This window comes from Vasconcelosia minhoensis LEGE 07310, assembly GCF_015207255.1.
Taxonomy (GTDB): Bacteria; Cyanobacteriota; Cyanobacteriia; order Phormidesmidales; family Phormidesmidaceae; genus Vasconcelosia; species Vasconcelosia minhoensis.
In genome coordinates this window covers 38941-51781 of record NZ_JADEXG010000034.1, presented here as the reverse complement: position 1 = coordinate 51781, position 12841 = coordinate 38941, and the positions used below count along the sequence as shown (strand labels likewise).

Annotated in this window: 10 protein-coding genes and 2 pseudogenes; 6 read left to right on the top strand and 6 right to left on the bottom strand. The window is 54.3% G+C overall.

Annotation, left to right across the window (positions count from 1 at the left end):
* Positions 1-832: pseudogene (locus tag IQ241_RS14720) on the top strand (hypothetical protein); the annotation flags it as partial.
* 7 nt (positions 833-839) lie between these two features.
* On the opposite strand, the gene IQ241_RS14715 reads toward IQ241_RS14720, so the two are convergent.
* Entirely contained in the window at positions 840-1430 is a 591-nt protein-coding gene (locus IQ241_RS14715) for a helix-turn-helix domain-containing protein (RefSeq protein ID WP_193908481.1), read from the bottom strand.
* Between the two features lie 222 nt (positions 1431-1652).
* On the opposite strand from IQ241_RS14715, the gene IQ241_RS14710 reads away from it, so the two are divergent.
* From IQ241_RS14710 to IQ241_RS14695, 4 genes are all read left to right on the top strand, one after another.
* Complete coding sequence (locus IQ241_RS14710; protein WP_193908479.1) at positions 1653-2138, top strand: hypothetical protein; 486 nt, start codon at positions 1653-1655, stop codon at positions 2136-2138.
* A gap of 108 nt (positions 2139-2246) precedes the next feature.
* A complete protein-coding gene (locus tag IQ241_RS14705) occupies positions 2247-2744 on the top strand; it encodes a hypothetical protein (protein WP_193908477.1) in 498 nt (165 codons plus the stop codon).
* Positions 2745-2826: 82 nt separating this feature from the next.
* Positions 2827-3432, top strand: a complete 606-nt coding sequence (locus IQ241_RS14700; RefSeq protein WP_193908475.1) for a cell division protein SepF — start codon at positions 2827-2829, stop codon at positions 3430-3432.
* 23 nt (positions 3433-3455) lie between these two features.
* Positions 3456-5522 carry an NACHT domain-containing protein gene (locus IQ241_RS14695; RefSeq protein WP_193908473.1) on the top strand — a complete coding sequence of 689 codons (2067 nt, stop codon included), beginning with the start codon at positions 3456-3458 and terminating at the stop codon, positions 5520-5522.
* 265 nt (positions 5523-5787) lie between these two features.
* Here IQ241_RS14695 and hetR read toward each other — a convergent pair whose 3' ends face one another.
* Complete coding sequence (hetR, locus tag IQ241_RS14690) at positions 5788-6669, bottom strand: heterocyst differentiation control protein (protein WP_193908470.1); 882 nt, start codon at positions 6667-6669, stop codon at positions 5788-5790.
* A 578-nt stretch (positions 6670-7247) separates the two neighbouring features.
* On the opposite strand from hetR, the gene IQ241_RS14685 reads away from it, so the two are divergent.
* Positions 7248-8843 carry a B12-binding domain-containing radical SAM protein gene (locus IQ241_RS14685; protein WP_193908468.1) on the top strand — a complete coding sequence of 532 codons (1596 nt, stop codon included), beginning with the start codon at positions 7248-7250 and terminating at the stop codon, positions 8841-8843.
* A 1-nt stretch (position 8844) separates the two neighbouring features.
* On the opposite strand, the gene IQ241_RS14680 is transcribed toward IQ241_RS14685, so the two are convergent.
* The 4 genes and pseudogenes from IQ241_RS14680 to IQ241_RS14665 form a co-directional block, all read right to left on the bottom strand.
* Complete coding sequence (locus IQ241_RS14680) at positions 8845-9876, bottom strand: ABC transporter substrate-binding protein (RefSeq protein WP_193908466.1); 1032 nt, start codon at positions 9874-9876, stop codon at positions 8845-8847.
* Between the two features lie 722 nt (positions 9877-10598).
* Entirely contained in the window at positions 10599-11336 is a 738-nt protein-coding gene (locus tag IQ241_RS14675) for a DUF4058 family protein (RefSeq protein ID WP_193908464.1), read from the bottom strand.
* A 29-nt stretch (positions 11337-11365) separates the two neighbouring features.
* A pseudogene (locus IQ241_RS14670) lies at positions 11366-12043 on the bottom strand (Uma2 family endonuclease).
* Positions 12043-12687 (bottom strand): Uma2 family endonuclease, encoded by a 645-nt coding sequence (locus IQ241_RS14665; protein WP_193908462.1) that lies wholly within the window; start codon positions 12685-12687, stop codon positions 12043-12045. Before IQ241_RS14665 ends, IQ241_RS14670 begins: the two are co-directional and overlap by 1 nt.
* Between the last annotated feature and the right edge of the window lie 154 nt (positions 12688-12841).

Genomic DNA, 12841 nt, shown 5'->3' with positions numbered 1-12841 from the left:
CCCCCCGTCAGCCCAACCTGCGGTTCATGCGACCTCGCCCCGTCAGTCTCCCCCCCGGCCGGCCCAGCCGCTCGGTCGCCTGCCTAAGCGCCCGCTGATTCCGCCCCAGCTCCGTCAGTCGCTGACCGGCCCAAAACCGCTTTACCAATCTCGCCTTCTGAAAGCGGTCGCTATCTTCCTGGGCGTCATGACCGTTTTAGAGCTGTCAGATCGCTACGTCAAACAGTGCAGCGCGACCGAAACCTGTCCCTCTGGCAGTCAGCTGCTAAACCCAATTCAAGCTCAGCTCGGGGCGGCGGCAGAAGCGATTCAAAATCGCTTTGACCCAGGGCATCAAGCTTTCAGTCAGGGAGTTAATCTTGCGGCACTTGCCGGTGAGTCGGCCCATACAGCCCGGACGCCGGAAGAGTGGCGCCTTACCATTGTCTACTGGCGGCGCGCGATCGCGGCCCTCCAAACCGTTCCGACCAATAGTCGGTTTTACCCCAAAGCACAGGCTAAAATTCAGGCCTATCAAGAAAACCTAACCTATGCTAAAGCCGCCATTGACACCTTTCGAGAAGGGGTCAATGCAGCGACCCTGGCCGCTGAGCTGACCCAGCAGGCAAAAACTGTCCAGGACTGGCGGCAGGTCGGACAGCTGTGGCTCGAGGCGCTTTCGCTCATGCGATTGGTTTCACAGAACAGCCCGCACTACGCGATCGCGCAGCAGCGGCTGACCCAGTATGCCGATAACTTCACCTATGCTCAAAAGCAGGCCATGGCCCCCATCCAGCCTGCTGCATCCCAGGCAGAGGCTCAGCCTGAGCTCGCCGACATTGCCGGTCCGTAGACTTCAGCTAAAGGGGCGTACCCTCTAACAAATCAGCACATTCCGGCGGCGACTTAGGTCCCGTCAGCGTCAGGATTTCATAGTCTCCCGTCGAATAGTCATCACTCTTGTAGTAGAGAACAACGGCGGAAATTTCGGGTCTGTTCTGTTCAATGATGCGTCGGCAGTTCGGATCAGAGAGCTTGTCTTTTTCAACATAGGCAATCTGTCCTCCATCCCGCAGCGCCGTAAAAATAATTGCCCCCGGACCAAACTGTCGGTAGCCACGCCAAGAGAGCGCCAGAATCTGTGGATAAAACTGAGTCAAACGCTGTAGAGGTGCTTGCGAGATCGCGCCATGAGCATTCACCCCGTTATTTTGCACCAGCACCGGTGCCGGCAGGACGCCTTGAGGAACGATTCCGACTGTCGGTTCGCCCAGTTCCGAGACCCGCTCCAACAGCTCTCCCGGCTGACATCCGAGCGCAATGCAAATGCCTTCCAGCCGCTGGGGCGTCAGCCGCGGCATCTCGGTCGCCTTGCGCAGGCGATAAACCGAGTTCTCGGTAATCTCCAATGCCGCCGCCAAATCCTTATTCCGGATCCGGCGCTTAGCCATTACCTCATTCAGCTTCCATCGAATCACAGCGCCCCCTCATGCCTGTAAGCCACCTCAATCAGTAATCAGTGTAATATCCGGGCGCATGATCTACGTCTCAAACAGGTTTTATCTACGTTTGATGTTGACATTAATCTACGGCTGATGTAGATTAATCATCAAGAGACCATTTCACCGTTCCCTTCCTTTCAATCCGCCCAGGTCACCAATGGAGTTAACCCCATGCCGTTAAAAACGACTGCCCAGCCTCAGAAACAGGTCCATCCCAAAAAGCTAATTGCTTCGCCCCCAGCCGAGAAGTCATCCCAGTCGGTTCGCTTCTTTAAAGACGGCTACTGGTGGGAAGTTGAGAAGAAGATTCAGGGTAAGCAGGCCACCTACTTTCAATGCCGCCCCACCTGCTGGAACGAAACCCGGTTTTACTCAGCCCAAGAAATCATGCTGGCCATTCAAAAACAGCGAAACCGAGCCCAGGCGGCTCAGGCCGCTGACCGTCGCGGCTCAGGCCGAGTTTCAGCTCTCAATCAGGCGAGCCGGCCTGAGACTTGCAAGCTGCTGCTGGTCGGATCCAAGAAAGCTGTTCAAGGCGCGATCGTCAAACTGCATACGCTGGGCTATGCCAGTGCCGATGGCTGGAGCGCCATTCAGCCGGGGCGCAAACCCAACGAAGTCGTTTCTATTCTGGTTCATCGGCTCAGAATTAGCTAGGTCGAATCCGCTTCAAACTCTCCTTTTAATTTCGCAACTCAGCAGATAGACAAGCCTCGACGTCTGCCTCCTAACGTTCGCTCCTACCCTCTAGATTGGAGAAAAACAATGCAGAATCCAGCGGTATCCACCTCTATGCTGCTCGAAAACTACAGCTTTGAGCTCTCGGGTAAAGAACCCGAACAGGTCGCTAACAACTGGCTCAGCCTATATCCCAGCAAATGGGTGATGGCAGCCGTCGTCGAAGCGATCTACCAGGGTAGATATAAGGTCAACTCGGTCAACCGAATTCTGGAATATTGGGGATTTCGCGGCCAGCCCAATCATCACTTTGACTACACGTTTGCTTCGATTGTCTGCCGTCAGCTGCTCGAAGACGCCGAGCATGAGGCTGAGCAGGATAAAGCCAGCCAGCTAGAAGCTGCTGAGTCAATGGCACCGGTTTCCATGGCAGTCCCTATGGGTACCAGTGCGGCAGCCCCGCCAGGCAGTACCCAGTTGCAGGCCTTATACCCGCCCCAGCCCAGCAACATGGGACAAAATCACCCGAATATTGACATTCAAAAATGGGTGAGGCTGCCGGTGCGCCTGTCAGCCCATTATTAACGGCTGCCGTGAGCGAGTCAACGAGTGCTCTGATTTGACGGCTTGCCGTCTGAATTGTTTTCCTATTCATAAGGTGATGACCATGAACAATACCCGCCCCAGCGTTTTCAGCTCTCAGAATCTGACTGCTGAGCTGGCGACCGACTACGACTATGAGGGCTACGATGCCGATGAGCAGCTGCCGCCGGACTATGACCGTGAGCCCCAGTGCTCGGCCCAGTCTCGGTTCCAGACCGTTCCTTTTCGCCAGCCCTCGAATCCACCGGCCCAGTTTGTCAGCCGGGCTCGCCGGGAGACGCTGCGACGACCTGCCAGTTCAGACCAGCCAGTCTCGTCTAGCGCCCAGACAATTCCCAGCAGCCAGTCCGTTGAAGTGATCATTATGGAGCCCGACTCATTCCAGGATATGACCGAAGGGATTGAGGCCTTGAGAAGTCAAAAACTGGTCGTGCTCAATCTCTCCGAGATGGATCATAGCCAGGCCCAGCGCTCGATCGACTTCATTGCTGGAGGAACTTACAGCTTGGACGGCAATCTGGAGAGAATTAGCGACGGCATTTTTCTGTTTACGCCCTACTGCGTTCAGATCAACAATCGCAGATCGAAAGTCGCATCGCCGCCGCCGTCACCTGCTGCGCCTCCCACCTATGAAATCCTAACCGATGAAGGCCAGCCCAACGTCTCATAAATACCGCCGGGTCCTCTCGTCCTATGCCTGTCAAGATGACCGTATTTACCTCTGATTTTTTTTTGAACCTAGTATTCCATATTTTTTCTTCGCTATGGAATACGCGCGGTGAAGCCTGGAAGAATATCAGCCAATCGGTTGAGCAGAAGATATTCGATGCTTCTGATGAATACAATCGCAACTACTTAGAAAGACATGGCATCATCAAGATTCTGGGGATGAGGCGCTTCATGCCGATTGAGTCGGTCTACGTGTCAACCTGCTTCCTAAGAGAAGGTGAGGGACCCCAGGAGCGACTTCAGGCCGAGCCAATGCTACACCGAAAGCTCCTAAAAACGGCCCAGGAGAGCGGGGTCCAAATGATCAAAAAGCAGCGTTACCTAATGCTGACGGGGGAACCTGGAGCGGGAAAGTCAATTTTGATGAAGAAAATTGGCCTTGATATTCTTCGGGAGGGGTTTGGCAATCAAAAGGACATGCTAATCCCAGTCTTTGTCCGGCTGATCAAGCTTCAGAATAAAGACCTGAGCATTGAGGATCTGATTACCGAAGAGTTCCAGCAGTGCGGATTCCCGGACTACGAGAAGTTTTCGAAGTCCGTTCTAGAAAAGGGCAAGCTGCTGATCCTGCTAGATGGGCTGGATGAGGTGCCCTCGAATAAGTCTAGGCGAGTGGTTTCAGAGGTGCAGGACTTTGTAGACACCTACGACAAAAATTATTTTATCGTCTCCTGCCGAGCGACGACTCGCAAATACAATCTCCGTCGGTTCACCGACCTGAGAATTCCTCGATTTAGCGCCCAAGAAATTCAAATTTTTGTTAACCAGTGGTTCAGCCATAGCCCCGAGCAGGCCTGTACCCTAGTCGAATATCTTGAACATCCCAAGTATCGCTCCTCGCAGGAGCTGTGCAAAACGCCGCTGCTGCTGACGCTGCTCTGCATCCTGTATGAGCGCTTCGACCGCAATCTGTATAACCTGTCTATCTTTCACGAAGCCGCCCTGAGGCTGCTACTGGAAGACTGGAATATGGAAAAAGGAGCAGCCTATATCCCGACCTACCCTTCCCTAGACCCAAAAACGAAAGAACTCATGCTATCTGAAATTGCCTGCAAGTCATTTGTCGAAAACAAGCTTCTTTTCTCTAAAAACGATCTCTCGCTAAAAATAGAAAAAGTTCTATCGAAGCTGACGCCCGAGGAAAAGTCGGTAAGCGGACGCGACGTATTAAGGGAGGTAGAGCTGCGGAATGGCGTATTGACCAGCCATCGCGAAGAAATCGACGGCGTCTATTCCTTCTCCCACAGTGCCCTCCAGAAAACCCTAGCCGTACATTACATTATTCGAGAAGACTCCAGACTCGAGCAGGTCATCGATCTCTGTCTCAATAGGCCCCGCTGGCGAGAAATTTTTATCCTGATTGCGGGAATGAAAAACGCCGATGGCCTGCTCGCTAAGATGGAAGTCAAAAACCGCCATAATCTCAAGACTGACAGGCTCAAGTATCTCCTTCACTGGTCAGAAAGGGCCGCCCAGTCCTCAGCCTATCGACCTGCCCTAAAGCGAGCCTATGCGATCCTCCTATTTTTTGAGGTCAGTCTTTTATTTGGCAATCAGTTCTCTTATCTCAGCGCCCTGCGAAATGAACGGGAAGTTAGAAAGCTGATGACCCTCCTCGATCCAGCGTTGCAGATCAAGCCTTCCCTCGATGCCAAACTCGTCCAGGTGCTCGAACTCGCGGTGGTGATTGACGTTGCCATCAATATTGCCAAGAAGGTCAGGAAGGCAGAGGTTTTGCCTGAGATTGACTTCGCTAAGCTCATCTCTAAGCTAGTACGGCTGAAGGCAAAGCTCGGTCGGCAGAAGGCGTCAGACAAGCTCAAAACTTTGGTCAAGACTTATGTTTACCGGCTATGGCTCGCCACGCTTCGCTTTGAGGAGAACCAGGTCAAGCTTTCTCCAGACGAGCTCAAGCAGTTCCTCGCCTACGTGAAGGGCAACCAGCTGATGATCGACTGTCAGCAGGCCGCCATGCTCGTCTCGACCGAACATTGGCGGCAGATTGAGACCCGCATGTTTGAACCTTTTTAGTTTGAGCCTTTTTGGGTTTAGTTTGAGCCTTTTTGGGGAATTTCTACCATTCTTTTCTTCAAAAGTCAATCTATTCGGTCCAATGGCTCCTCTTTTTCAGCCAGCCTAACCGGGTTTAGCTAAATTGTCCCTACTGAGCGCAGACGGCGCTCAGGAAAGCAACGAAGAGGAGAAAATCCATGCTGATATCATCCTGTCTAGTCCCAAATTTCGCCGCCGTTGACCCGCCGTGCGGTAGAGGTCGGGGGTCTGGCCGGCTGACGTCCTAAAGCGGCTGGGGTCCGGGCTCCGCCATCTGCTCTGGACCCGCCGCAACCTGAATCACGATGGGATGGGCACCCTGGACGTGAAACCGATCGGCCCAGGCCCGTAAAAGGACATCTAGCTCTTTGAAGGCAACAGACTGCTGGTCTTGAGGAATCTCTAAAGTCTCGAAGCCTCTAAACACAACGGGGTCGTCGGGGTCGGTGTCTACCCACTGGTCGAGCAGCCCAACATAGCGATCGACGTCATCAAACATCGTCTGTAGACGAGCCGTATGACCTTTGGGAGCATAGCTGGACTGAGCCAAGGCGTAAAGGGAGATGTCCGTATGGGGAGAGTCAAGCTTGCGGACGGTTCCAGAATGAACTAGCCGGTACTTAATATGCTCAGCCAGAGATTCGCTAAAGGGCGTTTTCTCAGACTCAGCTAGACAATCTTGATATTCAAGATGTGCCTCTTGGACAAGCTCACTTAGCGCGCTCTCGGCGATGATCAGAGCGTTTGGTGCCTCTGGAGGGACGCTGGACTCAATCTCAGCCCTTTCCATTGGCGTCAGGCTCGTCAGCGAAATCCTCGGGTTTCCCGCTTCCCAGGGAAACCGCTCTTTCCACAAATAGGGAATCCGAATCAGATACTGGGGCTCCTGCGAGCCAACTATCCTGAGCGATTGGCCGTTTGAAACGGCCGCTTCGACCTCTCTAACAATCGCCTTGACCCGCTTCGGCTCAATGTGGTGTAAAAGCCCGGTCTTTCTCAGCGTTCTTCCTTGCTCTAAGTAGGTGATATAGACGGCATATTCTGCCGCTGCCCGGGCGGCCTTCAAGAAGCTGCCGTAGCGATGCCCCGAAAGCTTAATTGTCTTGACCGCTAAATAAAATAGCAATAGGTCCGAGTCCTCTAAAGAAAGCCTCGAACGAACAAATTTAAAATAGTCTGGGGTAAAGCCCCCGAAACTTTCTTCCGGTTGAGACATTAGCACTGACTGATGCACCGCATTAACTATGAAACCTGAAAGCGTAGCTTGGTAAGAAATAGGTTCATCGGCAAGCTTGGCGTTAAGAATGCTGAAGCTATCTCCCTGTAAATATTACCCATTTTAAAGATATTTATAACATGGAACTCTCAATTTCCACAAAATAGGCTTCATCCAGGGGCTAAATTTTAAGATACACAATATATCTCAGCTCGTTTCGAACTCCGGCTTCGAATTCAAGCAAGGACAGCAGCTGTCTGCAAAGCCACTGTCTGCAAAGCCACTGTCTGCAGAATGACAGTTATTATCGGAGTTAAGTTCCGCTAACAGCTTTTCCTGGTTCTGCATGGGGCAAGATGGGCGCGATCGCAATTTTCCCAGCCGGTGCCCACCGACCCAAACCGGCGGCAATCGGCCATAAACTTGCTTATTGCCGCCAAACTGCTTAGCATGGCTCCAATCCCGCCAATTTCCTGAGCCAAAGCCTGATGAATATCCTGCTGGTTTATCCCCGCTTTCCCCAAAGCTTTTGGTCCTTTGATCAGACATTGGAGCTGGTCAACCTCAAGGCTCAGCTACCGCCCCTGGGGCTGATTACCGTGGCCGCCATTCTGCCGGATAGCTGGAATTATCAGCTGGTGGACCGCAATGTACGCCCAGTAGCCGATGCCGAATGGCAGTGGGCCGATCTGGTGATAGTGTCGGCGATGATCGTGCAGAAACCTGACTTTTTGGCCACGCTTGCCGCCGCCAAGCAGTGGGGCAAGCGGTTGGCGGTTGGCGGTCCCTACCCGACGGCAATTCCCCAAGACGCGATCGCGGCTGGGGCCGACTATCTAATCTTGGACGAGGGCGAAATCACCCTGCCGCTGTTTGTCGCAGCGGTCGAGCGGGGCGACCTGAGCGGTACCTTCCGCTCCGACGGAGTAAAGCCGGACGTGACGACGACTCCCATTCCCCGCTACGACCTGCTGGAGATGGACGCCTACGCCGAGATGTCGGTACAGTTTTCGCGGGGCTGTCCCTTTCAGTGTGAATTTTGCGACATCATCGTGCTCTACGGCCGCAAGCCCCGCACCAAGGAACCGGAACAGCTGCTGGCGGAGCTCCAGTGCCTCTACGACCTGGGCTGGCGGCGCAGCATCTTTATGGTGGATGACAACTTCATCGGCAACAAGCGCAACGTCAAGCGGTTGCTGAAGGCAATGCAGCCCTGGATGGAAGACCATCACTATCCCTTCTCTTTTGCAACGGAAGCCTCGGTGGACCTGGCCCAGGACCCGGAGCTGATGCAGATGATGGTGGACTGCAACTTTGGCACCGTCTTTCTAGGAATCGAAACGCCAGACGAAGCGAGTCTCTCTCTGACTCAGAAGTTTCAGAATACTCGCGACCCGCTGGCGGAATCGGTCGTCGCGATCGCGCGCACCGGCCTGCGGGTGATGGCCGGGTTTATCATCGGCTTTGACGGCGAAAAGGCCGGCGCCGGCCAGCGAGTTTGTCAGTTCGTTGAGCAAACCGCCATTCCGACGGCCCTGTTCAGTATGCTCCAGGCGCTGCCCGACACGGCCCTGTGGCATCGGCTCCAGCGCGAAGGCCGACTGCTGAACCAAAGCGCCGATATCAATCAGGTCACCCTGATGAACTTTGTGCCGACGCGACCGATTGAGGAGATTGCCCGAGAATATGTGGATGCCTTCTGGCATCTCTACGAGCCGATGACGGTACTCAACCGCACCTATCGCCATTTTCTCATGCTGGGAGAGGGCCAGAAACAGAACGCCGCCAGTCGAAATTCGGCGGGCAGCCCGGAGATTGACTGGGTGACGATTCGGGCGTTTTTGATCATCTGCTGGCGGCAGGGACTGGTGCGAAACACCCGCTGGCGGTTTTGGGGCAATCTGGCCAGTATGCTCTGGCGCTATCCCCATGTCGCGACCAACTACATTTCGGTCTGCGCCCAGGCGGAGCACTTTATCGATTTTCGCCAGGTTGTCAAAGACAATATCGAAGCGCAGCTCCAGCAGTTTTTGCGCCAGCTAGAGTCGGCGGAACCCGCTGAGCCTGTCAAAGTCGGCAAATAAGCTACCGCTCCGTCCAGCTGCTCAGGGCCAGCGAGTGAGTCAGCTCGGGTACCTGGGCAATCAGGCGGTAGTCGGCGAAGCGCCGTGCCATCCGCATCCAGCGGCCGGGAGAGATGGAGCCCAGCTGCGAGGGCTCGATATCGAGCAGCAGGTAGTCGGCAATCAGCGCCAGCGACTGGGTTTGGTAATCCAGGTCGGCGTAGGGGCTATCGGCCTCCACATAGGTTGAAACCACCCGCTCGGCCGCGGCCGGAATATCGGCTAGGGCCAGCCGCCAGCCGGCAAAGGTGGCGGTGAGAAAATCTTGTACCAGCATCGGCGTATTGGCCAGCAGCTCGGCATGGGCAAAGATCACCTGGGCGTAGGCTTCATAGCCGTAGTCGTTGAGGCTAATCACCACCGGTTCTATGCCGGTTTCGGCGGCAAAGCCGATCGGCTCATCGATGGCGTAGCACTGGATAGCCGCGTATTCGCCACTGAGCAGCCGCTCGGCTTTGGCTTCGTAGGGAATTTCAGTCACCGCGATCGCGTTTTCTTCCAGTCCGCTGACGCCCTGCACCAGCGCCATGACCGCTAGGCCGTCTGCATGGACGCCGACTTTCTGATCGACCAAATCCCTCAGCCGGGTGATGCCGCTATCGGGGAGGGCCATCAGCGCCAGGGGGGAAGCTTGGAACATGGTCGCGATCGCGCGAATCGGCGCACCGGCAGCCTGTGCATCCAGAATCAGGTTTTGCTCGGCGCAGCCCAGGGTCATGGGATTTTCAATCACCGCATCGGTCACCACCAGCCCCGACTCCCAGGGCATCAGTTCGACGGCGAGCCCTTTCTCGGTATAGAGCCCTGCGGCTGCGGCCAGCATCAGCCCGGCAAACTGCACGTTAAATTTCCAGTCGAGCTGCATGTTCAGCGACATCGTCGCCTCTGCCGCCTGGGGGTTTACCAGGCTCCGCCCAGCCAGGGCGGCATGGGTGAATGCCCCGAGCCCCAGCCCGCCAGTGGTCCGCAGCAGCCGCCGTCGCGAAAATACCATGGCCCCAGCGCCTCACAAACATGACGCCATCATAGGCGCAGCTTTCAATAGGCGAAAGCGCTCTATGCTACAGACTGGGCTAAAACGAGTGAACTAATGTTTCAAGCCTAGGATAGTCGTCAGGATGCCGGTTATTTTAGGGGTCAGCAGGGCGCTCGCTCCACTCCAGCCAGAATCTTGAAAACCGCATTCTTTCGTCGTGAAGTGTGGAGCCCTGATTCCGTCAGGGCTCTAGCTTCTAAATTTGGCCAAATCAGGGGTTGCTCAGCTGCGTTTACTATGCTATTTTCTGAAGTGTGGATTCGCAGCCTGAATGGCTTGCTGGGCAAGGACTCCTCAGAGAGGGGTTTCAAACCCAATTCCCCGCAAGGGGACGGAAACCTCATTTTCTATTACCGTTAATTAGAAGCGATGAACTGCGGCTTTCAGCCCTAATTTCCTCAAGATGACTAGCTCAATATGGCTCAGTCAGCGCTCGCAGCTAATAGCCTTACTAATCCGTATTCAAGGCTTGGGGATATCAAGCAAACGCGATCGCGCTCAGCCCCAACCAACAAGCCATAATTTCAGGGTGTATAAATGCCCATAAAACCTGCAAGTTAGGAAACGACAAACAGCGATCGCTATTTTGCCGGCTCGCTGAACTGCTAGCTGGGTTAGGGCATCATAACGATAGCTAATCCAAAGCGCGATCGCGTCTCAACCCTGGGCAATGAGCTACCTCATTCCTTCCTGCTATCCTGCGTTAGCGGCGGCAAGGCTGGCTGGCCGTAGTCAATTGCCAAATGGTACCGTCCCTTTTCGTAGACCCGATTCAACAGCGGTTGCAAGTTCAAAACGGGCTCTGCCTCCCCCGGCATCAGCGGTACCGGAATCGGCGGAATTGGCTGTTGCAGGTTAAACCCATATAGGTCAGCCGTCGGTCGTCGGTCGGCTCGGCACAGCAAAATTCGATAATCACTCGGATGCTGGCCCGACATTGGCAGCGGCTGTCCGCCCCGCAGTAGATCAATCTCAATCAGATGCGATTGGCTAGCCAGCGCCCGGTTTCGCTTTCGCAGATAGGCGATCCGTCCTTCGCCCGGCCGCTTATTTTTGGGCGACAGCAGCTCAATCACCGTTACCACCATCCCGGTCGCAACTTCGCGAATTTCTAGGTAGCGCTCGGTTACTTCTTCGGCTAAGGGTACCGTCACCTGCTTTGGCTGTGCTGGCAAAGTCATTGTACCCGCATCGCTCGCCGCCGAGCGTCCGGCTGCCACGGCCACATCAGGAATGCCGACCAGCACACTTTCGCTGTCACTGCTGAAATAAACCCGCTTTTCCACCTCAACCCGGTATTTTTCGCTCAGATGATCTACGAGGTCATCTGCAACTGCAACAATTAGTCGGCTATGGACTGATGACCATAGTTCTGGGTTTTCAAGATAGGGGTCCATGCCGGGAAAGGGAGAGAGCATTGTGGGGTGGTGGGTAGTGGGTGGTTCCTTTATTTATCTTCAGGTGGAGTGGTTCTTTCGACTGTGCTTAACTGCTGCCTTATCCATTGCCGAAACGCGCTTATGGCCTGATTTCGCCCTTCTATCCGACTTTGCTCGACATAGGCAGGAATTTTGGCTGGCAGCGGTCAACCGGCAAAAGCAGGGTTCTCAGTAACCTCTCCATATTGACCTGCCTGGAGCTGATAGATCTGAATCCTTTCACCGGCCCGTCGCCAAAGTTCTGGTACGCCTAGCGCTGCATAGGTTTCTGGATGGGTGCGAGAGGTGATATCTATTTCTAAAGCCAGATCGGGCGGCGGGTCTGTGGCCATATCTAAGCGCTTTTTACCCCGTACCACAGCCTCATTCTGAATGTAGAAACACTGGTCGGGTTCGATGCCCTTGAGCATTTCTGTATTTTTGAACGGGGTTGAACCCAGGGTAAGGAATTCGGTATTCAGCTCTTCCAGTAAAGCTTTCAGTAAGTCGCTGATGATTTCCTTATCCGCTTCGTGTTCGGGCAGCGGTGCCATAATTTCTAGTACCCCGCTATCATAAGCAATTCGCGAACCGCGATGCTCCCCAAGTTCTCCCAAGATAGCCTCAAACTCGGCCCAGCTGACGTCGCGGAGCAGCAGGCGCTGACCGGGAGGAATATTAAGCTGTCGGAGCTGTAGCGTTACCATTAGCTTTGCTCCCTAACCCATTCTCTGACAGCTCGGCGGAGGGCGAGTCTGCCGCGATCGCGATACCCCTCAATCAGCTGGGGCAGCTCCTGAACTTTCAGAGATGGAAACGTCTGGCTTTGCTCAGCTTGCGCATACCGATCTTGCTGAAGCAGATAGATGCTGAGGGTTCCATCGTCATAGCACCAAATCTCTGGAACCCCGAGCCGAGCATAGATAGGAAAGCGATCGAGAGATTTGTTAGTCACGTCAATCTCAAGCGCTAGGTCTGGGGGCGGGTCTTGGCTGAGGTCAAAATGTAGCTTACCGCGAACCAAGGCTTCATTTTGGAAGTAAAAGCAGTTGTCTGGTTCTAGCCCAGCCTGCTCAGCCTGCCGCCGCCAGGTCGTCGAACCATAGCTTTCGTAGTTCTGCTCTAGCGTTTCGGCAATGTCTTTAACTGCATCGCCAATAGTTTCTTTGAAATACTCATGCTCGGGGAGCGGAGCCATAATTTCTAATATGCCAGAGTTATAAGCAACACGAGCCGCACGATGCTCTCCGAGTTCCTCTAAAATCGCCTCAAATTCAGCCCAGCTAATGTCGTGGAGCAGCAATCGCTGACCGGGGGGGACCTGAAGCTGTCGGAGCTGTAGCGTTACCATGGCGTCATAGGGAAGCGCAATGCATCAATTATATGGGATGCTCAAGCTAGGGACTGGCTTTTGAATGAGTTGTTGAAATGGAATCACCTGCTAAAATTAGCCCTGAACAAAAGACCTCAGCAACTCAGCGGTACGATACCCTGCTGCAGCACTT

Excerpts from the sequence above, each read along its gene's own strand:
- IQ241_RS14710 (WP_193908479.1), top strand. The coding sequence starts at position 1,653 with ATGCCGTTAAAAACGACTGCCCAGCCTCAGAAACAGGTCCATCCCAAA.
- IQ241_RS14675 (WP_193908464.1), bottom strand. The coding sequence starts at position 11,336 with ATGCTCTCTCCCTTTCCCGGCATGGACCCCTATCTTGAAAACCCAGAA.
- IQ241_RS14665 (WP_193908462.1), bottom strand. The coding sequence starts at position 12,687 with ATGGTAACGCTACAGCTCCGACAGCTTCAGGTCCCCCCCGGTCAGCGA.
- IQ241_RS14715 (WP_193908481.1), bottom strand. The coding sequence starts at position 1,430 with ATGGCTAAGCGCCGGATCCGGAATAAGGATTTGGCGGCGGCATTGGAG.
- IQ241_RS14695 (WP_193908473.1), top strand. The coding sequence starts at position 3,456 with ATGCCTGTCAAGATGACCGTATTTACCTCTGATTTTTTTTTGAACCTA.
- IQ241_RS14700 (WP_193908475.1), top strand. The coding sequence starts at position 2,827 with ATGAACAATACCCGCCCCAGCGTTTTCAGCTCTCAGAATCTGACTGCT.
- IQ241_RS14680 (WP_193908466.1), bottom strand. The coding sequence starts at position 9,876 with ATGGTATTTTCGCGACGGCGGCTGCTGCGGACCACTGGCGGGCTGGGG.
- IQ241_RS14705 (WP_193908477.1), top strand. The coding sequence starts at position 2,247 with ATGCAGAATCCAGCGGTATCCACCTCTATGCTGCTCGAAAACTACAGC.
- IQ241_RS14685 (WP_193908468.1), top strand. The coding sequence starts at position 7,248 with ATGAATATCCTGCTGGTTTATCCCCGCTTTCCCCAAAGCTTTTGGTCC.